The organism is Paracoccus actinidiae (assembly GCF_030863885.1).
Taxonomy (GTDB): Bacteria; Pseudomonadota; Alphaproteobacteria; order Rhodobacterales; family Rhodobacteraceae; genus Paracoccus; species Paracoccus everestensis.
The window spans coordinates 2022003-2046862 of record NZ_CP132956.1; the positions used below are offsets into that span (position 1 = coordinate 2022003).

A 24860-nucleotide genomic window follows, 5' to 3' on the forward strand; every position below is an offset into this window, starting at 1 on the left:
GGCAGACGGGGGCGCGGTGTCGCGCCCCCTTCCAGGTTGTCTCAGACGACATAGAAATCTTCGGCCGAAAGGCCAAGATCCGTGCCCAGCCGCGCGAACCGGATCGCCGCCGTCTGACCCGATCCGTCCGCGTCATAGGACAGAAAGCCGCTGTCGCTGTCATAAAGGATCCGGTCGTCCGCATCCTGCGCTGCACCGCCTGGACCGCTGCGGAACGCCGCGAAGGCAAGGGCGCCAAGCGCGCCGATCCCGTCGAAGATGTCACCTGCAAGCAGGATCAGGTCGTCGGCCACGTTGAAGTCCGAAATGCGGTCGATGTTTCCATCCCCAAGCGCGGTCGAGAAGCGGAACGAATCCTCGCCCGTGCCGCCGATCAGAAAGTCCGCGGCCAACCCGCCATCCAGTAGGTCGCTGCCCGATCCGCCTCGAAGCGTATCCTTGCCGGAAATCCCGGGCTGGACCGGTTCGGGCGGGAACTCCACCGACACGTTCAGTTCATATGTCGAACCTTCGGGAACCGACGGCGACCAGCCGTTCCCGGGCGCGTCGGGCGACCAGCTTCCCTCGACGATATAATATGTTCCGGTTTCTTCGACGGTGAAGACGGTGCTTGAATCGCGGTTGGTGGTCGATCCGGGATCGCCGCCGCCATCGTCGTTCTCAGTGACGATGTTGCCGTCGCTGTCCAGCAGCCTGACCCAGCTGTCATGGACATCGGGATCGGCAATGCCGTCAATGTCGATGGTGATCAGCGTGCCCGCCGCCAACTCGATGCTGTAGTAACCGGCCTCGCCGGTCCCGGTGGCATTGACGGTGGTATGCAGGACCGTGGTGGAATCGAAGATGTCGGGATCGGCGGTCAGCGAGAAGTTGTCGGAAATGTCGAAGGCCGTCGCGATCGAACCGTTGGTCGCGTCCGGTCCCAGCGTGGCATGGCCGCTGCCCATGCCAGGGCGCGGCAGGGGTTCGCCCTGGGGGGCGAAATCGCCCAGCAGGGTGTCATCGCCGTTCCCGGCGCGCAGGTCGTCGGCGCCCCCCTGGCCGGTCAGCACATTGGCGCCGCCGTTCCCGCTGATCCGGTCGTTGAACCCCGAGCCAGCGCCGTTTTCGATCGAGACATAGACATCACCGTCAGGCCCGCCGCGTGCCAGGTCGATGCGGACCCCGGACGTGGCATCGGCATAATCCGCCGTATCGCGCCCCGCGCCGCCCAGCAGGGTATCGGCGCCCGCCCCGCCCGCCAGGGTGTCGTCGCCCGAACCGCCGGACAGTTCGTTGGCCACGTCGTTGCCGGTGATGTGGTCGTCGTGGAACGAGCCGACCGCGTTTTCGAAACCGGCCAGGATGTCGTGGCGAATAACCGTGCCGCGTCCGACGATCTGCACGGGACCGTCGGCGTCGCCGCCCCGGGCGGATCCGTCGGCCAGGTCGATCCTGACGGCGGCCGAGCTTCCTGCATAGACGACCGTGTCGATTCCTGCGCCGCCGTCCAGGTAATCCTGGCCCGCCCCGCCGATGATCGTGTCGTCGCCGCCTTCGCCATACAGGATGTCGCCGTCGTTGCCGCCATCCAACAGGTCGTTGCCGTCACGGCCGTTGAAATAGTCGCCGCCGCCCTGGCCTCGGAAATGGTTGGCCGCCGAATTGCCGACAAAGCGGTCGATCCGGTCATCGGATCCGATCAGGTTCTCGATGCTGTCGAAGGTATCGCCTGATGCGGTGCCGCCGCTGGCGACGTTGGTTTCCAGGTTGACCAGCAACTGGAACGGGCTTTCCCGGCTGAAATCCACCGTATCGCTGCCCGAGCCGCCCCGGAAGACATCGACGCCCGCCTGGCCCAGCAGCAGGTCGTCGCCATTGCCCCCGTCCAGCGTATCGTCGCCCGCGCCGCCAAAGATGGTATCGTTGCCATCCCCGCCATACAGCGCGTCGTCGCCGTCGTCGCTTTCGGTCTGGTCCGCCAGGTCCGCGACGTCGATCGTGTTGTTGATGTCGCGGCTTGCCAGGGAATCGCGCCCGCCTGTGATCAGGTCGTCACCGCCCAGGCCGAGGATCGTGTTGCCGCCCGCTCCACCGTCCAGGGTGTTGTTGCCTCCATCGCCCACAAGGATGCTGGAAAGGGGTGGGCCGCCGTTGCCTGCGGGATCCCCGCCGTCATTCCGGGGGTCCGGGACGGTTCCGCCTGCATAGATGATGGTTTCCACATTGGCGACGGTGCCGATGTCCAGGCCATGGGCAATCACGATGATCGTGTCGCTGCCGCCATCCGCGTCCTCGCGGACAATGTCGTCGGCGGAATCGACGAAATAGGTGTCATTGCCGCCGTTGCCCGCCATGCGGTCGGCCCCGCCGCGCCCGTCCAGCACGTTATCCCCGTCATTGCCGATCAGGATGTCGGCGAACCCGCTGCCGATCCCCTTTTCGATATGGTATTCGGTCTGGTCGGCATTGTGGCCGGCAAAGATCGATACGTTGTTGCTGTGGCCGTTCACGCTGGAAAACTGGCCCGCGCGCAGGTCAAGGATCGTTCCCGCCGTTGACCCGGAAAAGTCGATGGTGTCGTCGCCGCCCGTGTCATGGATGACAAAGCCGATATCGCGCTGCGTCCCCGTCGGTGTCAACAGATAGCCATATTCGGTGCTGTTGAAGCCGTAAACGTTGCTGCCGGTGTTCAGGGCGATCGCCTGATAGGTGCGCTGCCCGTCCGCATCCACGGTCGAGAAGAACCGGCGGATCACGGCCTCAATGTCAGCCGTCAAGGGCGTCGCGGCCGACCAGCGGCTTTCCTCGCCCACGTCGATGCCGTCGAAATAGGACATGACGCTGTATTGCTGGCGGTCATAGATCCAGGTGGCGTTGTTCAGATAGTTGATCTGCACGCCGCCCGGACCGCTGTAATTGTACAGGCCGGGGTGGTTCAGGCCGAATTCATGGCCGAATTCGTGAACGAAGGAATCAAAGACATAGCCGCCGATGTCGGTCAGGTCCGGTTCGGTGTCGTGGAACCTTTGGCCGATGCTGACATAGCGGTCGGCGGAATAGGCGCTGCCATCGTCCAACTCGCCCAGTTCGGGGCTGACAACCTCCATCCAGTCGGTCGTTGCGTCGAACCGCGCATCATCGACGATCTCGAACCGCAGCGGCGTGACCGAGGACCACAGCGCAAGGGCGCCGACGGCGGCGGCCTTGTAATCGGGATGGTCGTTCAGTTCGTGGACGTTGATCCGCAGCGGTTCTGCCGCGATGGTGGGCGTCAGGCTGCGGTCCAATGCGCCCAGGTGATCCAGGAACGCGTCGTAGTCTTCGCTTTTCCCATAAGGATTGTCGGGCGTCTGGTCGTTGATCCACCATTCTTCGGTATTCTGGGTCGCGGTCGTGGCCGGCATGATCTGGATCTCCCTGTGCAGCAACCGTGGGTGGTCCGTGCTGGATGGCTTGACGCCTTGGAGTTCGGGCACGCGCTGCGTGTATTACGTGCAGAACCTATCACCAAGGTTGATGATGATCGCGGTGCGAAAATCTGTCCATGCTTGCACAACCCCGCATTGACGATATTTTAAGCATTGCCAATCAATACTTTGTTCGGCCCATTTCGCAGGATAGGCGAAGTTCGGCCGAGATGATCGCGGGATTGGGCGCTGTTTTGCTTGCCAAACCGAAGGCGATTTTTTCGCGGAACAAAACGCAAACGGTCTTGGCATGGACCGTCAACCGCTGGGCGACTTGCCGCACGACCTGGGAAACGGATAGAACGTCGATGGAAAAGGACGTTGCATGACTGTCACAACCACCCAAGCCGCGCCAACCGATCTTGACGACGCGCTGGCATCCTTTCACCCGGTATCTGCCACGCCCATCGGCGTTGCGGCATACAGGGCGCGGCTTGCCGCCCTTCGGACCGAAGTTCGCGCGGCAGGGCTGGCGGCGATCTGGCTGGACGGATCCTCGTCGCTGACCTATTTCACCGGGCTGCGGCTGGGCCAATCCGAACGGATCCACGGCGCCCTGGTGGCCGCCGAAGGACCGCCCGCCTATCTGACACCGGCTTTCGAGGCGCCAAAGCTGGATGCCTTGCGGCAAATCCCCGGCCCGATGCTGATGTGGGAAGAAGACGAGGATCCGTTTGCGCTTGTCGCGCGATACTTGGGCGATCTGCCCGGCAGGGGGCTGGGTCTGGACCCGGCAACGCCTTTCGGCTTTGCATCGCGAATGATGGCGGCGCTGGAGGGGCAGGTTTGTTCTGCGGCAGGGATCATCGCCGGATTGCGGCAGATCAAGTCCGCCGAGGAAATCGCCATCATCCAGACCGCGATGGATGCAAGCTGGCACATCCAGCGGGCGGTCCATTCCGGCCTGCGCGCCGGGATCACCACAACCGAGATCGGCCAGTTCATCGACGCGGCGCACCAGGCGTCGGGGATGAAGCCGCTGTTCCACGCCGTCCAGTTCGGCCAGGCAACGGCCTTTCCGCATGGCGTGCCGGATCCCCAGATCCTGGAACGTGGCGACATGGTGCTGGTTGACATGGGGGGTACGCTGCACGGGTATCGGTCCGACATCACCCGCAGCTATGTGTTTGGCGCGCCCACCGCGCGGCAGCGACACCTGTGGGGGATCGAACGCGCGGCCCAGGCGGCAGCCTTTGCCGCCGCGCAGGTCGGCACGCCTTGCGGGGCGGTGGACGACGCCGCCCGCGCGGTGATCGCCGCCGCCGGGTTCGGGCCGGGTTACGCGGTGCCCGGCCTGCCGCATCGCACCGGCCACGGCTTGGGGCTGGACATCCACGAGGAACCCTGGATCGTGAAGGGGAACCAGACGCCCCTGCAGCCCGGAATGTGCTTTTCCATCGAGCCGATGCTCTGCCTTTACGGCGAATGCGGCATCCGGCTGGAGGATATCGTCCACATGACCGCGGACGGGCCGCGCTGGTTCAATCCGCCCGCCGATGACGTGGGCCAACCGTTTGGGTAAGCAAGATTGACCTTGAATCCGGCTTGTGGTTTTAAGAACAGACGTATCGTCATAACCGTTGCTGGTGGAACAATCATCCTGTCCAGGTGTATGCCTGCATAATATGCACCGCGAATCCCCGTCTGGCGACAACGCGGTCACAAGTTCAACAGAGAGCGTAAAGGATCAATCCGCATGAACCATCTGTCCCGCAGCCTTCTGGCCGTATCGGCCCTGGCGATGATGACCGCCGTGGCCGAGGCCAAGACCTTTGTCTATTGCTCGGAAGCCTCGCCCGAGGGCTTCGATCCGTCGCCCTATACCGCAGGCACCACCTTCGACGCGTCTGCCCACCCGATCTATAACCGCCTGACCGAGTTCAAGAAGGGCACGACCGAGGTCGAACCGGGCCTGGCCGAAAGCTGGGAAGTGTCCGAGGACGGCACGGAATACACCTTCAAGCTGCGCCAGGGCGTCAAATGGCAGTCGAACGACCGCTTTACCCCGACCCGCGATTTCAACGCCGATGACGTGATCTTCTCGTTCCAGCGGCAGGGCGACTCCGCCCATCCCTGGCACCAGTACATCCCTGGCATCACATATGAATACTATACCTCGATGGATATGCCGAACCTGGTGAAGTCCATCGAGAAGGTCGACGACTATACCGTCAAGATCACGCTGAACCAGCCAGAGGCGCCGTTCCTGGCAAACATCGCAATGCCTTTCGCGTCGATCGTGTCCAAGGAATATGCCGACACTCTGGAGGCCGCAGGCGCCCAGGAAGACCTGAACAACCTGCCGATCGGCACCGGGCCGTTCAAGTTCGTGGCCTATCAGAAGGACGCCGTGATCCGGTATCAGAAGAATCCCGATTACTGGGGCACGGCGCCCCTGATCGACGACCTGATCTTTGCGATCACGCCCGATTCCTCGGTCCGGCTGCAAAAGCTGAAGGCCGGCGAATGCCATCTGATGCCCTATCCCTCGCCCGCCGACCTGGAGTCGATCCGGGCCGACGACAGCCTGAAGCTGGATGAACAGCCGGGCCTCAACGTGGGATATCTGGCCTATAACACCACAGTTGCGCCCTTTGACAATCCGAAGGTCCGCAAGGCGCTGAACATGGCCATCAACAAAGAGGCCATCATCGACGGGGTTTTCCAAGGCGCGGCCGAACCCGCCAAGAACCCGATCCCGCCGACCATGTGGTCCTATAACGACAGCATCGAGGATGATCCCTACGATCCCGAAGCCGCCAAGGCGATGCTGGAGGCCGAGGGCGTCACCGGCCTGTCCATGAACATCTGGGCGATGCCGGTCCAGCGGCCCTATATGCCCAACGCCCGCCGCACGGCCGAACTGATGCAGGAAGATCTGTCCAAGGTCGGCGTCAATGCGCAGATCGTATCCTATGAATGGGGCGAATACCTGTCCAAGTCGATGGAAGCCGGCCGCGACGGCGCGGTGATCCTGGGCTGGACCGGTGACAACGGCGATCCCGACAACTTCCTGTCGGTGCTGCTGTCTTGCGATTCCGCCAAGGAAGGCGGCGCGAACCGCGCGTTCTGGTGCAACGAGGAGTTCTCGGATCTGCTGCGTCAGGCCAAGGTGACGGCTGATCCGGCGGAGCGCACGAAGCTTTACGAACAGGCACAGGTCGTCTTCAAGGACCAGGCGCCCTGGCTGACCATCGCGCATTCGACCCAATACGTGCCGATGTCGACCAAGGTGTCGGGCTTCCAGATGAGCCCGCTTGGCGATTTCACCTTCGAGACCGTTGATCTGGCCGAATAGGCCCTTCGCGTCACACCTTCGACAAATGAACGCGCGGGCTCGAGTTCCCGCGCGTTCCTCAAGGAACAAGGCACATGGTCCGTTTCCTCCTTTCGAAGCTGCTGTATCTGGTCCCGACTTTCCTGGGGATCACGATCGTTGCATTTGGCTTTGTCCGCATCCTGCCCGGCGATCCGGTGCTGTTGATGGCGGGCGAACGCGGCGTATCGCCCGAACGTCACGCCGAACTCAGCGCGCAACTGGGCTTCGACAAGCCGATCGTGATGCAGTACCTGGATTTTCTGGGACGCCTGCTGCAAGGCGACCTGGGCAATTCGCTGGTCACGAAAAAGCCCGTGCTGACCGAATTTCTGGCCTTGTTCCCGGCAACCGTCGAACTGGGCCTGTGCGCGATCATCATCGCGACGCTGGTGGGCGTCCCGGTGGGCGTGCTGGCCGCGATCAAGCGCGGCAGCTGGTTCGACCAGGTGTCCATGACATCGGCCCTGGTCGGCTTTTCGATGCCGATCTTCTGGTGGGGCCTGCTGCTGATCATCTTCTTTTCGGGTTTCCTGGGCTGGACGCCGGTGTCGGGCCGCATCAGCCTGATGTATTTCTTTCCCCAGGGCACCGGCTTCATGCTGATCGACAGCCTGATGTCGGGGCAGGACGGTGCGTTCCGGTCGGCGGTCAGCCACCTGATCCTGCCCTCGGTGGTGCTGGCCACGATCCCGCTGGCGGTGATCGCCCGGCAGACACGATCGGCCATGCTGGAGGTTCTGGGCGAGGATTACGTCCGCACTGCCCGCGCCAAGGGAATGCCGCGACGCCGGGTGATCGGCGTCCATGCGCTGCGCAACGCGATGATCCCGGTCGTCACCACCATCGGCCTTCAGATCGGCGTGCTGATCGCAGGCGCGATCCTGACCGAGACGATCTTCAGTTGGCCGGGCATCGGCAAGTGGATGATCGATTCCATTTCCCGCCGCGACTATCCCGTCGTGCAGTCGGGGCTGCTGCTGATCGCGGGAATGGTGATGGTGGTGAACCTGCTGGTTGACCTGACCTATGGCCTTATCAACCCGAGGATCCGCGCGTCATGAGCAATACCGCCGAACTTTCCACCGCCGCGATCCGCCGCCAGATGCTGTCCGAGTTCTGGTTCTATTTCCGCCAGAACCGGGGCGCCGTGGCCGGGCTGGTGGTGTTCATCCTGCTTGTGCTGACCGCGCTGTTTGCGCCGGTCCTGGCGCCGCATGATCCGACCACCCAATATCGCGACGCCTTTCTGACGCCGCCTTTCTGGCAAGAGGGTGGCCGGGCCGAGTTCCCGCTGGGCACCGATGCCGTCGGCCGGGATATGCTGTCGCGGCTGATCTTTGGCGCGCGCTATTCGCTGTTCATCGGCATCGTCGTGGTGTCGGTCGCCCTTGTCGGCGGCGTGATCATCGGCCTGATCGCGGGGTTTTTCCGTGGCTGGGTCGATGGGCTGATCATGCGCGTGATGGATGTGATCCTGGCATTCCCGTCGCTGTTGCTGGCACTGGTTCTTGTCGCCGTGCTGGGACCGGGGCTGACCAATGCGATGATCGCCATCGCCATCGTTTATCAGCCGCACTTCGCCCGCCTGACTCGCGCCGCCGTGATGGGCGAGATGCGGCGCGAATATGTCACCGCCGCGCGCGTCGCAGGCGCAGGCAACCTGCGGCTGATGTTCAAGACCATCCTGCCCAACTGCCTGGGTCCGCTGATCGTGCAGGCGACGCTGTCCTTTTCCTCGGCGGTGCTGGATTCGGCCGCACTGGGATTCTTGGGCATGGGCGCACAGCCCCCTGCGCCCGAATGGGGGACCATGCTGGCCGAGGCGCGCGAATTCATCCTGCGGGCATGGTGGGTGGTCACCCTGCCGGGTCTGGCCATCCTGGTCTCGGTCCTGGCGATCAACATGATGGGCGACGGGCTGCGCGACGCGCTTGACCCCAAACTGAAGCGGAGCTGATGCCCATGTCGTTGTTGACCATCCGCAACCTGACCGTCAGGTTCGCCACCGCGACCGGCAGCTTTACAGCTGTGGATGGGGTGGACCTGTCCGTGGATCGCAGCGAGGTTCTGGCCATTGTGGGCGAATCCGGGTCGGGCAAGTCGGTGTCGATGCTGGCGGTGATGGGCCTTCTGCCCGATACCGCCACCGTCACGGCCGATGAAATGACCTATGACGGCCAGAATATGCTGACGATGACCGATGCCGAGCGGCGCAAGCTGATCGGCCGGGAAATCACGATGATCTTCCAGGAACCCGTGGCGTCGCTGAACCCGTCCTTCACCGTGGGCTTCCAGATCGAGGAAGTCCTGCGCCTGAACCTGGGCCTGTCGGGCAAGGCTGCGCGCAACCGCGCCCTGGACCTGTTCCGTTCCGTGGGCATCCCGCAGCCGGAAGAAAAGCTGAAATCCTATCCGCACCAGATGTCGGGCGGGCAGTGCCAGCGGGTGATGATCGCCATCGCCATCGCATCGAACCCCAGGCTGCTGATCGCGGACGAGCCGACCACCGCCCTGGACGTAACCATCCAGAAGCAGATCCTGGATCTGCTGATGAAGCTGCAGGAAGATTACGGCATGGGCCTGATCCTGATCACGCATGACATGGGCGTGGTGGCCGAAACCGCGGACCGCGTGGTGGTCCAGTACAAGGGCCGCAAGATGGAGGAGGCCGAGGTGCTGGATCTGTTCGAGAACCCGCAAAGCCCTTATACCCGTGCGCTTTTGTCGGCCCTGCCGGAACACGCGACCGGCGACCGCCTGCCCACCGTGTCCGACTTTTTCATCGAGGAGGCCGCGCGATGACGCCTGTTGTCGAAGGACGCGCAATCGTCCGGGATTATCACGTTCCGGGCAATATGCTGCGCCGCGCCAAGTCAGTCCGCGCGGTCAAGGGCATCGATTTCAGCGTGCAGAAGGGCAAGACGCTGGCGATTGTCGGCGAATCCGGATCCGGCAAGTCCACCCTGGCCCGCATCATCGCGCTGATCGACGCGCCCTCGCAGGGGGAATTGCTGATCGAGGGACAGCGCGTCGACATCAACGCCAGCCGCCCCGGTCCCGAATTGCGGTCCAAGGTGCAGATGGTGTTCCAGAACCCTTATGGCAGCCTGAACCCGCGCCAGAAGATCGGCGACGTGCTGACCGAACCTTTGGTCATCAACACCGATGTCCCCGCCGCCGAACGGCGCGACCGGGCCCGGGCGATGCTGAAAAAGGTCGGCCTGATGCCCGAGCATTACAACCGCTATCCGCATATGTTCTCGGGCGGGCAGCGGCAGCGGATCGCGATTGCGCGTGCCTTGATGCTGAACCCGTCGCTGCTGGTCCTGGACGAACCGGTCTCGGCGCTGGATCTGTCGGTGCAGGCGCAGGTTCTGAACCTGCTGGCCGATTTGCAGGACGAACTGGGCCTGACCTATGTCTTCGTCAGCCACGACCTGTCGGTTGTCCGCTATATCGCCGACGACGTGATGGTGATTTCCGAAGGCGAGGCGGTGGAACAGGCGTCGCGCGACGCGATCTTTTCCGATCCGACCCATCCCTATACTCGGCAGCTGTTCGCCGCGACTCCGGTCACCGATACCCAGGCAATCCGGGCGCGGGTGGCCCGCCGCAAGGCCGCACGGCAGGCCGCAGCGGTCTGAGGGGCCATTGGCCGTCCCCGGTCCGCGCAGCGACAAGACCATGCGGCTTGGCAGGGGCCAGAAGCGTGGGATCGCCACCCTTGCCGCCCGGTGTGGGGCGCGCGGATCCGCAAATGGCGCGATGGGGGCCTAACTGGTGCCGATGGCCTCGGACAGCAGGGCTTCGCTTTGGCGGCGACGAAAGGCCTGGATTTCCTCCAGCACGAAGTCGCGGAACACGGCGACGCGGCGGGTTTGGCGCAGTTCCTCGGGATAGGCCAGGAAAACCGGCACCTCGCCGGATTCCGTATCGGGCAGCACGCGCACCAACCGCTTGTGATCGGCGGTCAGGTAATCGGGCAAGACCCCGATCCCCAGATTGGCCAGCACCGCCTGCAACACGCCAAAGTAATTGTTCACCGTCAGGGTCGATCCGATGTTCTGGGCCATGATGTCCTGGACCAGCCGCGCGCCAGCCGCCACTTGTGGCTGGTCGGGCCGCTGGCAGATCAGGCGGTGGGGCGACAGATCCGCCATCGCCTCAGGCGCGCCCGCCTTGTCCAGGTATTCCTGGGTCGCGTAAAGGCGCATCCGCACCGACAGCAGGCGCCGCCGGATCAGGTCGGACTGGCTGGGTTCCTTCATGCGGATGGCCACGTCAGCCTCGCGCATGGGCAGATCCAGCACCCGTTCCTCAAGCATCAGGTCGATCTTAAGGTCGGGATATTTTTCGTAAAGCTTGACCAGCTTCGGTGCCAGCCACAGCGTGCCGAAACCGACCGTGGCCGTGACCTTCAACTCGCCAAATACGTGTTCCTCGCTGTCGCGGATCCGGGCGGATGCCGTGTCCAGCTTGCGCGCCATGGACGATGTGGCGTCGAACAGCAACTCGCCCTGTTCGGTCAGAATCAGTCCGCGCGCATGGCGGTGGAACAGGGTCGTTCCCAAGGCTTCTTCCAGTGCGCGAATCTGCCGGCTGACGGCGGATTGCGACAAATGCAGCGTGTCGCCAGCATGGGTCAGGCTGCCCGCATCGGCAACGGCGTGGAATATTCTAAGCTTGTCCCAGTCCATGCTGTTACAATCCTGCCGTGACTGCCATGCGTTTTTTGCAGACCTAACCTGAATGCTGCATTCCAGCAAGCAAAAGCCGCACACGCATTTTTTCCTTCGTCGGTCAGCAAAGCTGACCTATAATGCCGGCAAGGTGGAGGAGACGCCAAGATGAGCAAGCAGGAATTTTCGCTAGCCGACCGGTTCGACCTGACCAAGCCGCAAGTGCTGCTGAACGGCACGCAAGCCCTGGTCCGGCTGATGCTGATGCAGGCGGCGCGCGACAAGGCGGCGGGGTTGAACACGGCAGGCTTTGTCACGGGCTATCGCGGATCGCCGCTGGGCGGCGTCGATCTGCAGATGATGCGCGAAGGCAAGCGGCTCGGGGAGGCGAACATCCTGTTCCAGCCGGGCCTGAACGAGGATCTGGCCGCCACCGCCATCTGGGGCAGCCAGCAGGCGGAACTGCGCGGCGAGGGCAAATACGACGGCGTCTTCGCGCTGTGGTATGGCAAGGGTCCGGGCGTGGACCGGTCGGGCGACGTCATGCGACACGCCAACATGGCCGGGTCGTCCCCGCATGGCGGCGTGGTGATGGCCATGGGCGACGACCATACCGGCGAAAGCAGTTCCGTGCTGCACCAGTCCGATTGGGCGATGATCGACCGCTATATCCCGGTGCTGTCGCCTGCGGGGGTGCAGGAAATCCTGGACTATGGCCTGTATGCCTTTGCGCTGTCGCGGTTCGCGGGCGTCTGGACCGGTCTCAAGACCATGAAGGACACGGTCGAGGCGACCTCGGTCGTGAACGGCGATCCGTTCCGGCTGTCCTTCGTCACCCCGGATTTCCAGAAGCCCGAAGGCGGTCTGAACATCCGCCTGCACGACACGCCCGTCGCGTCCGAGGCGCGGATGATCGACTATAAACGCTGGGCGGCCGAGGCGTTTTCGCGCGCCAACAAGATCGACCACAAGGTCTGGGGCAAACCCGGCGCCAAGATCGGCTTCGTCGCGGCGGGCAAGAACTGGCTGGATCTGGTCCACGCGCTGTCCCTGCTGGGCATCGACGAGGCCGAGGCCGAACGGCTGGGCCTGACCACCTACAAGGTCGGCCAGACTTGGCCCTTGGACATGAAGTCCTTCCAGGAATGGTCGGAAACGCTGGAACTGGTCGTCTGCGTCGAGGAAAAGCGCAAGCTGATCGAGGTGCAGCTTAAGGAAGCGATCTTCGACAACCGCCACGGCCGCCGCGTCCATGGCTGGAAGCACGACCGCACCGGCGCGGAACTGTTCCCCACCCGCTATGCGCTTGACCCGGTGATGATCGCCCAAACCATTGGCGAAATCCTGATCGAGGAAGGCCGCGGCACCGACCATATCAAGGCGGGCCTGACCCGGCTGGCCGAGGTGCGCCGCGCCGACAACGCGCCGGAAATCGCCACCCGGACCCCGTGGTTCTGTTCGGGCTGCCCGCACAACAGTTCGACCAAGGTGCCCGAAGGCAGCCGCGCCTATGCCGGGATCGGCTGTCACTACATGGTGCAGTGGATGGACCGAGAAACCACCGGCTTCACCCATATGGGCGGCGAGGGTGTGAACTGGGTCGGCGAGGCGCCGTTTTCCAAGACCAAGCACGTCTTCCAGAACCTGGGCGACGGCACCTACAACCATTCGGGATCGCTGGCGATCCGCGCGGCCATCGCGGCGGGGACCACGATCACCTACAAAATCCTGTTCAACGACGCGGTCGCGATGACCGGCGGGCAGCCCAACGAGGGCGGGTTGACCGCCCAGCAGATCGCCGAGGAACTGGTGGCGATGGGCGTCAAGCCCCTGGTCGTCGTCTATGACGAAAAGGAAGACATCGACCGCAAGCAGTTCCCTGCCGGGCTGCGGTTCGAGGAACGGGCCGAACTGATGTCCGTGCAGCGCGAGATGGCGGAAACGCCGGGCGTCAGCGCGATCCTTTACATCCAGACCTGCGCCGCCGAAAAGCGTCGCCGCCGCAAGCGCGGCAAGTTCCCCGATCCCGACCGCCGCGTCTGGATCAACCCCGAGGTCTGCGAGGGCTGCGGCGATTGCGGGGTGCAGTCGAACTGCGTGTCGATCGTGCCATTGGACACCGAACTGGGCCGCAAGCGTCAGATCGACCAATCCAGCTGCAACAAGGATTATTCCTGCGTCAAGGGTTTCTGCCCCAGCTTCGTCACTGTCGAAGGCGGAAAGCTGAAAAAGCCCAAGGCCGAGGCTTTCGACCTTCCCGACTTGCCTGCGCCCGCCCTGCCTGCCATCGACGGCACCCATAACGTCGTCATCACTGGCGTGGGCGGCACCGGGGTCGTGACCATCGGTGCCGTGCTGGCCCAGGCCGCCCATATCGACGGCAAGGGCGCCGGCATGATGGAAATGGCCGGCCTGGCGCAAAAGGGCGGCGCGGTCCATATCCACCTGCGCCTGGCCAACCGCCCCGAGGACATCAGCGCCATCCGGGTGGCGGTGGGCGAGGCCGACTGCGTCATCGGCGGCGATCTGGTCGTCACGGCAGGGGCCAAGACCATCGGCCTGATGACCACGAACCGCACCGGCGCGGTGGTCAACGACCACGAGATCATCACGGGCGATTTCACCCGCCTGCGCGATTTTCGCGTGCCGTCGGACCAGCTCAAGGTTTCACTTCAGGCGCGGCTGCGCGACCGCGTGGCTTTCTTCGACGCCAATGACCTCGCGCTGCGGATGCTGGGGGATTCGATCTATTCCAACATGCTGGTGCTGGGCGCGGCCTGGCAGCAGGGGCTGTTGCCCTTGTCGCTGGATGCGATCATGCAGGCGATCGACCTGAACGGCGCCAAGGTCGCGGAAAACCAGCGCGCCTTCCAGATCGGCCGCTGGGCCATGGCCTTCCCCGACCAGACCCGCAAGCCGGCGCCTGTCACGCAACTGCCCCCCGATCCCATCGCCTATCGCGAAGCGCGGCTGGTCGGATACCAGAACAAGCGGCTGGCGAAACGTTTCCGCAAGCTGGTCGATGCGGCCCCCGCGCCCCTGCGTGAAAGCGTCGCGCGCGGGTATTACAAGCTGCTGGCCTACAAGGACGAATACGAGGTCGCGCGGCTCCACCTGACAACGGCCGAACAGATCGCCCAGCAATGGGACGGCGATACTAGGCTGACCCTGCACATGGCCCCGCCGATCCTGTCCGGCAAGACTGCCGAAGGGCGTCCGAAGAAACGAGAGTTTGGCGCCTGGATGCTGACGGCCTTCAAGGTTCTGGCCCGGATGAAAGGCCTGCGCGGCACCCCCTTCGACCCCTTCGGCTATTCGGCTGAGCGCCGCCACGAACGCGCCATGATCCGCGAATACGAGGCGGACCTGCGCGAGGTTCTGGCGGGGGTCACGGACGCCACCATGCCCGTCGCCATCGAGCTTGCCGAACTGCCCCTGACGGTGCGCGGCTTTGGCCCGGTCAAGGAACAGGCGGCGGCGCTTGCGGCCACGCGACGCGCGGAATTGCTGGCCCAGTTCCGCAGCGGCCACGCCCCCTTCCAGCAGGCGGCCGAATGACACTTTGGTGGGCAACCTGATCTAAGTCATTTCCAAGACCCGCAATGCGCCGTAAAAAGCGCCTCGCGACAGGCAAGGATGACAGCATGGCAGTGGGCGTTTTCGATTCGGGACTGGGCGGGTTGACGGTTCACCAGGCCATCGCCGCGCGCCTGCCCGACCTGCCGCTGATCTATCTGGGCGACAACAAGCACACGCCTTATGGCACCCGCACCGCCGACGATATCTTTGACCTGACCTGCGCGGGCGTGGAACGGCTGTGGGCCGAAGGCTGCGACCTGGTGATCTTGGCCTGCAATACCGCAAGCGCCGCCGCGCTGAAGCGGATGCAGGAAACCTGGCTGCCCGCCGACAAGCGCGTCCTTGGTGTCTTCGTTCCCCTGATCGAGGCGCTGACCGAACGCCGCTGGGGCGACAATTCGCCGCCCCGCGAGGTCGCCGTCAAGCACGTCGCCCTGTTCGCCACCCCCGCCACCGTCGCCAGCCGCGCCTTTCAACGGGAACTGGCGTTCCGCGCCGTGGGCGTCGATGTCGAGGCGCAGCCTTGCGGCGGCGTCGTCGATGCCATCGAAATGGGCGACGAAATCCTGGCCGAGGCGCTTGTGTCCTCTCATGTGGAGGCGCTGCTGCGCCGGATGCCCCATCCCCAGGCCGCCGTGCTGGGCTGCACCCATTATCCGCTGGTCGAAGCCGCCTTCCAGAAGGCGCTTGGCCCCGATGTCAAGGTTTTCAGCCAGGCGGGGCTGGTTGCGGAAAGCCTGGCTGATTATCTGCAGCGCAGGCCTGAATTCCTGGGATCGGGCACGGAATCCAAGAACCTGACAACCGGCGATCCGGTGCGGGTATCGGGCAAGGCCACCCAGTTCCTGCGCCGCCCGATCCAGTTCGAGGCAGCATGAGGGTATCGACATGGCTGGCATGAAATCCCTGAAGAAACGCCGCCGCATCCAGGTGATCGTCGCGGCCGCCGTGGCCTTGCTGATTGCGGTCGGCCTGATCGGTTATGGTTTCCGCGACGGGATCAACCTGTATCGCTCGCCCGCCCAGGTGGCCCAGGCCGCGCCCGAACCTGACGAATATTTCCAGTTGGGCGGCTTGGTGAAGGAAGGCTCGATCGTCAATCGCGATGGGGTGGAATTCGATTTCGTGATCACCGACGGCGCGGCGGAAATCCCGGTCAGCTATGTCGGGCGCGACCCGCGCCCCGACCTGTTCACCGAAGGGCAGGGCACCATCGCCAAGGGATACTATCGAGAAGGCCGGTTCGAGGCCCGCGACCTGCTGGCCAAGCACGACGAAACCTATATGCCGAAAGAGGTTGTCGATACGCTGAAGGAAAGCGGCGTGTATCAGGATCCGAACAGCTAGGGTCAGGGCTGACAGCCAGATCGTCACCGTTGCGGGCAAAGGCTGACTGGGCAGGTCGGGTGTTAAAATCCTGACCTTCTCGACCTCGGCCTTCCTGCGCGGTGCCACCGGACACCATTTTGACCAGAACAAGGAGACAGCTGCATATCTGCAACTTTCGGGTGTAGCCATTCCGCGACTGCATGGCCGCTATGTTGTCCCGATGGGTTCATTGGTCTTGAACCGTTAATAACCTGCCCATAAATCAAGCGTAGAGGGCGATGGTCCGCGTAATCGCGCATCACCTTCTACCTCCCTGTTGGACTTAGGCCGGGCCTTGTGCCCGGCTTTTTTTTGGCCCGGCCCTGGGACGGGTTCGGGCGGGCCTTCCCATGCAGGGCGTCTGTGCCTAAAAGGCGCCAGACCCTTGGCAGGAAGGCACCACGATGCAGGAACCGACGATCACCCCCGACCTGATCGCCGCGCACGGGCTGAAGCCCGACGAATACGATCGGATCCTGGACATCATTGGTCGCGAACCGACCTTTACCGAACTGGGCATCTTCAGCGCCATGTGGAACGAGCATTGTTCCTATAAATCGTCGAAGAAATGGCTGCGCACCCTGCCCACCACCGGCCCCCAGGTGATCTGCGGGCCGGGCGAGAATGCGGGCGTGGTGGATATCGGCGACGGGCAGGCGGTGGTCTTCAAGATGGAAAGCCATAACCATCCCAGCTATATCGAGCCGCACCAGGGCGCCGCGACCGGCGTGGGCGGCATCCTGCGCGACGTCTTCACCATGGGCGCGCGCCCGATTGCCGCGATGGACTCGCTGTCCTTTGGCCGCCCCGAACATCCCAAGACTCCGCATCTGGTCAAGGGTGTGGTCGAGGGCATCGGCGCTTATGGCAACGCCTTCGGCGTCCCGAACGTGGGCGGAGAGGTCCGTTTCCACCGCAGCTATGACGGCAACTGCCTGGTCAACGCCTTCGCGGCGGGCTTGGCCGATGCGGACAAGATCTTCTATTCCGCCGCTTCCGGCATCGGGATGCCGGTGGTCTATCTGGGCGCCAAGACCGGCCGCGACGGGGTCGGCGGCGCGACGATGGCCAGCGCCGAATTCGACGACAGCATCGAGGAAAAGCGCCCCACGGTTCAGGTGGGCGACCCCTTCACTGAAAAATGCCTGCTGGAAGCCTGTCTTGAACTGATGCAGACGGACAGCGTCATTTCCATCCAGGACATGGGCGCGGCTGGCCTGACCTGTTCGGCGGTCGAGATGGGCGACAAGGGCGGTTTGGGGATCAAGCTGATCCTGGACAACGTCCCGCAGCGTGAAACCAACATGACTGCATACGAGATGATGCTGTCGGAATCCCAGGAACGGATGCTGATGGTCCTCAAGCCCGAGAAGGAGGCCGAGGCCCGCGCCATCTTCGAGAAATGGGACCTGGACTTTGCCATCGTGGGCGAGACGATCGCCGAGGACCGTTTCCTGATCCTACATGGCAATCAGGTCATGGCCGACTTGCCGCTGTCCAAGCTGTCCTCCTCGGCGCCGGAATACGACCGCCCCTGGGTGGAAACGCCCGCTGCCGGGGCTGCGCCGAACCTGCCCGCGATCACGCCCATCAAGGCGCTGCGGGCGCTGATCGGCAGTCCCTCCTATGCCCACAAGGGCTGGGTCTGGGAACAATACGATACCCAGGTCGGGGCCGACACGATCCGCCGTCCCGGCATGGGCGCGGGCGTGGTCCGCGTGCATGGCACGAGCAAGGCGTTGGCCTTCACCAGCGACGTGACGCCCCGATACGTCAAGGCCAACCCCTATCAAGGCGGCAAGCAGGCCGTGGCCGAGGCTTATCGCAACCTGTGCGCAGTGGGTGCGCTGCCCTTGGCCACGACCGACAACCTGAATTTCGGCAATCCCGAAAAGCCCGAGATCATGGGCCAGCTTGTCGGCGCCATCAAGGGCATCGGAGAAGCCTGCGCGGCGCTGGACTTCCCCATCGTGTCGGGCAACGTGTCGCTGTATAACGAAACCGACGGCAAGGGCATCCTGCCCACCCCCACCATCGGCGGCGTCGGCCTGATCGACGACCTGTCGAACCTGATCGCGGGCCTGCCCGTGGAGGGCAATGTGGCCATCGTCATCGGCCGGACCCGAGGCCATCTTGGCCAGTCGGCCTTGGCCGCCGAGGCCTTCGGGATCGAGGAGGGCGACGCCCCCTTTGTGGACCTTGCCGCCGAACGCAAGCATGGCGAGTTTCTGCGCGCCAACCGGGCGCATCTGAAATCCGCCACCGACCTGTCCGACGGTGGGCTGGCGCTTGCCGCATTCGAGATGGCCGAGGCTGCGGGCATCGGCATCCGCCTGGACAGCGGCGACATCGCGCAACTGTTCGGCGAAGACCAGGCCCGCTATCTGGTCGCCTGCGACGCGGCGGGTGCAGACGCCCTTCTGAAGGCGGCCGAGGCTGCGGGCGTTCCTGCCGCGCAGGTCGGCGTCTTCGGCGGCATGGCGGTGCAGATGGGCGACGACGCGGGCGACCTGGCCGAACTGTCGGACCTGTATCGCACCGCTTTCGCCCAGGCGATCCGGGGCGATATGCCCGACCACGCATGACGGTCAAGGCGCCCTCGGGCTATGCCGCCATTGTCACCGCCGCCGGTCGCGGCACCCGCGCGGGCGGCGAGCCGAAGCAATGGCGCGACCTTGCCGGGCGCAGCATCCTTGCGCGCTCGCTCGATGCCTTTGCGGGCTTTGACCGCTTGGTGCTGGTGGTTCATCCCGACGACATGGCCCGCGCCATCCGCGACTTTGCGGGCGGCGTCACCATCGTCACCGGGGGCGAGACCCGCGCGGCCAGCGTCATGGCGGGGCTTGAGGCTTTGGAAGGGCAGGCGACACACGTCCTGATTCACGACGGCGCGCGGCCTTTGGTCAGCGACGCGGTGATCCAGGGGGTGATCGACGCGTTGCAAGGCGGCGCGCTTGCCGCCGCACCTGCGTTGCCGGTAAGCGATGCCTTGTGGAAGGGCGCTGATGGGGCGGTGATTGGCACGACCCCTCGCGCCGGGCTGTTCCGCGCGCAGACGCCGCAGGGTTTCACCTTGGATCAGATAACCAAGGCGCACCGCCTGTACCCTGACGACGCCGCCGACGATGTGGAACTGGCGTTGAAGGCCGGGATCCCGGTTGCCATCACGCCGGGGTCCGAGGACAATCTGAAGATCACCTTTCCCGCCGATTTCGCGCGGGCCGAACGGATATTGGGGACCGCGATGGATATTCGCCTGGGCAATGGCTATGACGTTCACGCCTTCGGGCCGGGCGACCATGTCTGGCTGTGCGGCGTGCAGATCGCGCACGAGGTGGGTCTGATCGGCCATTCCGACGCCGATGTGGGAATGCACGCGCTGACCGACGCGATCTACGGCGCGCTGGCTGAAGGCGATATCGGGCGCCACTTCCCCCCCAGCGACCCGCAATGGAAAGGCGCGGACAGCGCGATCTTCCTGGCGCACGCGGCGGATCTGGCGCGCGAACGCGGCTTCAGCTTCGGGAATGCCGACGTGACGCTCATCTGCGAAGCACCCAAGATTGGCCCCCATGCGCACGCCATGCAGGCCCGCCTGGCCCAGATCATGGGCGTTGACGCCACCCGCATCAGCGTCAAGGCCACCACCTCGGAACGGCTGGGCTTCACCGGGCGGCGCGAAGGCATCGCGGCAATCGCCACCGCCGCGCTGATCAAGGCGTGACGCGATGATCGGGATGATCACGACCTTCTTCGGCATCGGCAGGCTGAGGCCCGCGCCCGGCACCTGGGGATCGGCGGCGGCCGTCCTCCTGGCGGTGCTGGTCTATCAGGCAGGCGGCGCGCTGCTGATCCCGCTGGGCGCGGTCCTGGCCGCGTTGATCGGCTTCTGGGCCGTGCCGCAGGCATTGCGGATGACCACGGACGAAGACCCGTCGGAAATCGTCATCGACGAGGTCGCGGGCCAGTGGCTGGCCATGTCCTTTACCGTGATCCCGCTGTGGCGGCACGGAATTTCGATCCTGGATGCCTGGCCCGGCTTTGTCGTGCCCTTCCTGCTGTTCCGCCTGTTCGACATCTGGAAGCCCTGGCTCGTGGGCCGCGCCGACCGGCAGGGCGGCGCCGTGGGGGTGATGATGGACGACCTGTGGGCCGGGTTGTTCGCGGGCATTGGGTCCGTCACGCTGGCGGGCCTTTACCACGCCCTGCTGGAGCCGATGCTGTGAGCCTTGCCGCCGATATCCTGGACGCCGCTCGTGCGCGCGGCGTGATGATCGCCACCGCCGAAAGCTGCACGGGCGGCCTGATCGCGGGCGCCCTGACCGAGGTGCCGGGATCGTCCGACGCCGTGGACCGGGGCTTCGTCACCTATTCCAACGCCGCCAAGCAGCAGATGCTGGGCGTGCGCGCCGACACGCTGGATGCGCATGGCGCCGTCAGCGAACAGGTCGCTGCCGAAATGGCCGCGGGCGCCCTGCGCTTGTCTGACGCGGGCATCGCCGTTTCCGTCACCGGCATCGCAGGCCCCGGCGGGTCCGAACACAAGCCCGAGGGCCGCGTCTGCTTTGGCATCGCCCAGCCGTTCGGCACCCGCACCGAAACCGTCGAATTCGGCGCCATTGGCCGCCGCCAGGTTCGCGCCGCGACCGTCGATCATGCGATGCAGATGCTGCTGGACGCGCTTCGCAGCTAGCAACGCGCGGCTGGTTAACAGCCCGTTAACGCAGGCCCGCCACCCTTGTGCCTCATTTGCAGGACGGGGGTATCCATGCCAAGCGTTGAGGAAGTCGCGGCCCAGATCGTTGCGCGAGAAGGCGGATATGTGAACGATCCCGACGATCCGGGCGGGGCCACCAACTATGGCGTCACCATCGGGACGATGAAATCGCTGGGCCTGGACCTGAACAAGGACGGGCGGGTCGATGCGAACGACGTCAAGATGCTGACCCGTGGCCAGGCCCAGCAGATTTTCGTCGAACATTATTTCCGCCGCCCGCGTCTGGCCGAACTGCCGCCTGCGGTGCAGGCCAGCGTCTTCGACATGTATGTGAACGCCGGCGCCAATGCGGGGAAGATCCTGCAACGCCTGGTCGCCCGGATGGGGTTTGCCGCGTCCGCTGACGGCGTGATCGGCCCCCGGACCCTCGCCGCGGCCCATGATGCCGCCGCCGCCGCGCCCGATCATTTCGCCGATGCCTATGGGATCGCGCGGCGCAATTACTACTATTCGCTGGCCGATCAGCGCCCTGCCAGCCGCAAATATGCGCGCAGCAAGGCAGGCGGGAAGGGCGGCTGGATCACCAGGGCCGAGGAGTTCATCCAGCCCCGCTATCACCTGACCGAGTCCGAGCATCGCGAAAGGACCGCCAAATGGGCATGATCGACCGCTTCATCGGCCTGGGCCAGGGCGTTACCGCCCTGGGCAGCGCCGCCACCGGCATGGCCGAGGTGTTCACCCAGAACGCCACCCGCAAGATGGAGCTTGAGGAGGAAGCCTATGCCCGCGCCATCAACCAGCTGGGCCAGGAATTCCAGACCGTCCGCCCGGGGTTTTTCGACGGCTTCGTCAATGGCTTGAACCGTCTTCCCCGGCCGCTTCTGGCGCTGGGGACGATGGCCTTGTTCATCTATGCCATGGTGGAGCCGCAAGGGTTCAGCCTGCGCATGGTGGGCCTGCAGCAGGTGCCCGAACCCTTGTGGTGGCTGCTGGGCGCCATTGTCGGCTTTTACTTCGGCGCGCGCGAGGCACATCATTTCCGCCACCGCGTCTGGCCCGCCAACGAGGTCAAGACCAGCGTCACCACGACGCAGCAGGTCGCGGTCAAGCGTCCCGACGAGGATTTCGCCGACAATGCGGCGCTGCGCGACTGGGTGGCCAGCCTGCGCGAATAGGCCGCAGCCCGGCGCACGCAAAACTGATGGCGGCGACCAAGGGGGGACTTTTCCCCCCTTTTGCATGGGCCTATGCTGTGCAGGCACCAAAGGATCGCGCCATGACAGCAGAATTCGGCCATTTCGCCCTGATCCTCGCCTTTGCGGTATCACTGTTCCAGATGGTGGTGCCAATGGTTGGGGCGTCCAAGGGCTGGGAACCATGGATGGACAGCGCCCGTCCCGCCGCCGTGGCGCAGTTCCTGCTGGTGGGCTTGTCCTTCGCGGCGCTGACAATGGCGTTCGTCACCTCTGACTTCTCGCTGAAGCTGGTTTATGAAAACTCGCATACCGCCAAGCCGATGCTCTACAAGATCAGCGGCGTCTGGGGGAACCACGAAGGCTCGATGCTGCTGTGGGTGCTGATCCTGGCGCTGTTCGGGGCGGCGGCGGCGGTGTTCGGCGACAACTTGCCCCCGGCCTTGCGGGCGCGGGTGCTGGCGGTGCAGGCGGCCATCGGGGCTGCCTTCTATGCCTTCATCATCTTCACCTCGAACCCGTTTCTGCGGCTGGCAAGCCCGCCCTTTGACGGGCGCGACCTGAACCCGCTGTTGCAGGATCCGGGCTTGGCCTTTCATCCGCCGTTCCTCTATCTGGGCTATGTCGGCCTTTCGATGGCCTTTTCTTTCGCCGTCGCCGCCCTGATCGAGGGTCGTGTGGACGCCGCCTGGGCACGCTGGGTCCGCCCCTGGACGCTGGCCGCCTGGATGTTTTTGACCATCGGCATCGCGCTTGGATCATGGTGGGCCTATTACGAACTGGGCTGGGGCGGCTTCTGGTTCTGGGATCCGGTGGAAAACGCCAGCTTCATGCCCTGGCTTCTGGCCGCAGCCCTGCTGCATTCCGCCATTGTCGTCGAAAAGCGCGAGGCGCTGAAAAGCTGGACGATCCTGCTGGCGATCATGGCATTCGGATTTTCCATGATCGGCACCTTCATCGTCCGGTCGGGGGTGATCACTTCCGTCCACAGCTTTGCCAGCGATCCGGCGCGCGGCGTCTTCATCCTGGGCATCCTGGTCGTGTTCACTGGCGGCGCGCTGACGCTTTATGCCGCGCGGGCCACGCAGATGACGGCCAAGGGCGTTTTTGCGCCCGTGTCAAGAGAGGGCGCCCTGATCCTGAACAACGTCCTGCTGGCGGTCGCGGCATTCGTGGTCTTTATCGGCACGATGTGGCCGCTGATCGCGGAAATGCTGTGGGACCGCAAGCTGTCGGTCGGCGCGCCCTTCTTCAACCAGGCCTTTACCCCCTTCATGATCGCCCTGGCCATCGCGCTGCCCCTTGGGTCGATCCTGCCCTGGAAGCGCGCAACCCTGGGCCGCGTGATGCGGCCCTTGTGGCCTGCCCTGACCCTGGCGGGGGCGGTCATGGCGCTTGTCTTCGCCGTTTCCACGGGGCGCTCGGCCATTGCCGTGATCGGTGCGGGCCTGGGCGCCTGGATCATCTTTGGCGCGGTGGCCGAGCTGGTCCACCGCACCGGCCAGTCGGGCCTGTCGCGGTTGCTGCGCCTGCCGCGCGCCGATTGGGGCAAGGCCACGGCGCATGGCGGCCTGGGCGTCACCTTTATCGGCATCGCCCTGCTGACGGCCTGGCAGGTCGAGGATATCCGCGTGGCCCAAGTGGGCCAGCCGTTCCGGGTGGCCGATTACGACATCACGATTGCCAGCGTGGACGAGGTCGAGGGGCCGAACTATATCTCGACCACCGCCACGATGGAGGTGGCGCGCGACGGACGGCCCGTGGCGGTCCTGCATCCCGAAAAGCGCGTCTATCCCGTCCAGGCCATGCCCACCACCGAGGCGGCCATCGACAATGGCATCTTCCGCGACATCTATCTGGTGATCGGGGACGCGCAAGCGGATGGGGGATGGGCGATCCGCACCTATATCAAGCCTTTCGCCAACTGGATTTGGGCGGGTTCGCTGTTGATGGCGCTTGGCGGGATCATCAGCCTGTCCGACCGCCGGTACCGCGTGGCGGCAGGCGCGCGCCGTTCGCCAGCCAAGACGGTGGCTGCGGAATGAGGCGCCTTCTGATCCTTTTGGCCCTGCTGCTGCCGGTCGCGGCCTTTGCCGTCCAGCCCGACGAAGTCCTGCCCGATGCCGGGCAGGAGGCGCGGGCGCGCGAGATCTCGCAAAAGCTGCGCTGCCCGGTTTGCCAGGGCGAAAACATCGACGAATCGAACGCGCCCATCAGCCGCGATTTGCGCCTGTATGTGCGCGAAAGGATCGTGGCAGGCGACAGCAACGATCAGGTGATCGACGCCGTGGTGGACCGTTTCGGCGAATTCGTGCTGTTCGAGCCGCGTGCGCGGGGCGGCAACCTGGTCCTGTGGCTGGCAGGTCCGGTCATGGCGCTGCTGGCCCTGCTGGGAGCCTGGCGGTTCCTGCGCGCCCGTGCGACCGCCCGCCCCGAACCTGCCGAGGCGCTGAGCCAGGCCGAACGCGACCGCCTGGACCAGATCATGCGCGACTGACGCCGGGTCGGGCTTTCCCCTTTGGCGTTTTGCGTCATGATGCGCCCCAAAAGGGGGAC

20 protein-coding genes are annotated in these 24860 nt (G+C 64.6%); 18 read left to right on the forward strand and 2 right to left on the reverse strand.

Features of this window, described 5'->3' with window-relative positions:
• Positions 1-41 precede the first annotated feature (41 nt).
• On the reverse strand, positions 42-3386 hold the full coding sequence (locus Q5701_RS10120) for a M10 family metallopeptidase C-terminal domain-containing protein (protein ID WP_306755097.1): 3345 nt from the start codon (positions 3384-3386) through the stop codon (positions 42-44).
• A gap of 140 nt (positions 3387-3526) precedes the next feature.
• On the opposite strand from Q5701_RS10120, the gene Q5701_RS10125 reads away from it, so the two are divergent.
• The 7 genes from Q5701_RS10125 to Q5701_RS10155 all read left to right on the forward strand — a co-directional run bounded on the left by Q5701_RS10125 (position 3527) and on the right by Q5701_RS10155 (position 10412).
• Complete coding sequence (locus Q5701_RS10125) at positions 3527-3778, forward strand: hypothetical protein (RefSeq protein WP_306755098.1); 252 nt, start codon at positions 3527-3529, stop codon at positions 3776-3778.
• Positions 3775-4971, forward strand: coding sequence for a M24 family metallopeptidase (locus Q5701_RS10130; RefSeq protein ID WP_306755100.1), 1197 nt, complete (start codon positions 3775-3777; stop codon positions 4969-4971). Before Q5701_RS10125 ends, Q5701_RS10130 begins: the two co-directional genes overlap by 4 nt.
• 174 nt (positions 4972-5145) lie before the next feature.
• Positions 5146-6747, forward strand: a complete 1602-nt coding sequence (locus Q5701_RS10135) for an ABC transporter substrate-binding protein (RefSeq protein ID WP_306755102.1) — start codon at positions 5146-5148, stop codon at positions 6745-6747.
• A 74-nt stretch (positions 6748-6821) separates the two neighbouring features.
• Positions 6822-7829, forward strand: coding sequence for an ABC transporter permease subunit (locus Q5701_RS10140; protein ID WP_234855150.1), 1008 nt, complete (start codon positions 6822-6824; stop codon positions 7827-7829).
• Positions 7826-8725: an ABC transporter permease subunit gene (locus tag Q5701_RS10145; protein WP_306755104.1), complete on the forward strand. Its 900-nt coding sequence runs from the start codon at positions 7826-7828 to the stop codon at positions 8723-8725. Before Q5701_RS10140 ends, Q5701_RS10145 begins: the two co-directional genes overlap by 4 nt.
• A 5-nt stretch (positions 8726-8730) precedes the next feature.
• A complete protein-coding gene (locus tag Q5701_RS10150) occupies positions 8731-9570 on the forward strand; it encodes an ABC transporter ATP-binding protein (RefSeq protein ID WP_306755105.1) in 840 nt (279 codons plus the stop codon).
• Entirely contained in the window at positions 9567-10412 is an 846-nt protein-coding gene (locus Q5701_RS10155) for an ATP-binding cassette domain-containing protein (RefSeq protein WP_306755106.1), read from the forward strand. Before Q5701_RS10150 ends, Q5701_RS10155 begins: the two co-directional genes overlap by 4 nt.
• Positions 10413-10541: 129 nt before the next feature.
• On the opposite strand, the gene Q5701_RS10160 is transcribed toward Q5701_RS10155, so the two are convergent.
• Positions 10542-11465 (reverse strand): LysR family transcriptional regulator, encoded by a 924-nt coding sequence (locus tag Q5701_RS10160; protein ID WP_306755108.1) that lies wholly within the window; start codon positions 11463-11465, stop codon positions 10542-10544.
• A gap of 150 nt (positions 11466-11615) precedes the next feature.
• Between Q5701_RS10160 and Q5701_RS10165 the strand changes: the two genes are divergently transcribed.
• The 11 genes from Q5701_RS10165 (at position 11616) to Q5701_RS10215 (ending at position 24801) form a co-directional block, all read left to right on the forward strand.
• Positions 11616-15005, forward strand: a complete 3390-nt coding sequence (locus Q5701_RS10165; RefSeq protein ID WP_306755109.1) for an indolepyruvate ferredoxin oxidoreductase family protein — start codon at positions 11616-11618, stop codon at positions 15003-15005.
• An 86-nt stretch (positions 15006-15091) separates the two neighbouring features.
• Positions 15092-15904 carry a glutamate racemase gene (locus Q5701_RS10170; RefSeq protein WP_306755111.1) on the forward strand — a complete coding sequence of 271 codons (813 nt, stop codon included), beginning with the start codon at positions 15092-15094 and terminating at the stop codon, positions 15902-15904.
• 19 nt (positions 15905-15923) lie between these two features.
• On the forward strand, positions 15924-16373 hold the full coding sequence (gene ccmE, locus Q5701_RS10175) for a cytochrome c maturation protein CcmE (RefSeq protein ID WP_306755391.1): 450 nt from the start codon (positions 15924-15926) through the stop codon (positions 16371-16373).
• 425 nt (positions 16374-16798) lie between these two features.
• On the forward strand, positions 16799-18979 hold the full coding sequence (gene purL, locus Q5701_RS10180; RefSeq protein WP_306755112.1) for a phosphoribosylformylglycinamidine synthase subunit PurL: 2181 nt from the start codon (positions 16799-16801) through the stop codon (positions 18977-18979).
• Positions 18976-20118: a bifunctional 2-C-methyl-D-erythritol 4-phosphate cytidylyltransferase/2-C-methyl-D-erythritol 2,4-cyclodiphosphate synthase gene (locus tag Q5701_RS10185; RefSeq protein WP_306755113.1), complete on the forward strand. Its 1143-nt coding sequence runs from the start codon at positions 18976-18978 to the stop codon at positions 20116-20118. Before purL ends, Q5701_RS10185 begins: the two co-directional genes overlap by 4 nt.
• Before the next feature lie 4 nt (positions 20119-20122).
• Entirely contained in the window at positions 20123-20620 is a 498-nt protein-coding gene (locus Q5701_RS10190; protein WP_306755115.1) for a phosphatidylglycerophosphatase A family protein, read from the forward strand.
• Positions 20617-21087: a CinA family protein gene (locus Q5701_RS10195; protein ID WP_306755116.1), complete on the forward strand. Its 471-nt coding sequence runs from the start codon at positions 20617-20619 to the stop codon at positions 21085-21087. The genes Q5701_RS10190 and Q5701_RS10195 overlap by 4 nt, the downstream gene beginning before the upstream one ends.
• Before the next feature lie 75 nt (positions 21088-21162).
• Positions 21163-21774 carry a holin-associated N-acetylmuramidase gene (locus Q5701_RS10200; RefSeq protein WP_306755117.1) on the forward strand — a complete coding sequence of 204 codons (612 nt, stop codon included), beginning with the start codon at positions 21163-21165 and terminating at the stop codon, positions 21772-21774.
• Positions 21765-22286, forward strand: a complete 522-nt coding sequence (locus tag Q5701_RS10205; protein ID WP_306755118.1) for a holin family protein — start codon at positions 21765-21767, stop codon at positions 22284-22286. Before Q5701_RS10200 ends, Q5701_RS10205 begins: the two co-directional genes overlap by 10 nt.
• A gap of 101 nt (positions 22287-22387) precedes the next feature.
• Positions 22388-24349: a heme lyase CcmF/NrfE family subunit gene (locus Q5701_RS10210; RefSeq protein ID WP_306755119.1), complete on the forward strand. Its 1962-nt coding sequence runs from the start codon at positions 22388-22390 to the stop codon at positions 24347-24349.
• Complete coding sequence (locus Q5701_RS10215) at positions 24346-24801, forward strand: cytochrome c-type biogenesis protein (protein WP_306755120.1); 456 nt, start codon at positions 24346-24348, stop codon at positions 24799-24801. The genes Q5701_RS10210 and Q5701_RS10215 overlap by 4 nt, the downstream gene beginning before the upstream one ends.
• The last annotated feature ends 59 nt before the right edge of the window (positions 24802-24860 follow it).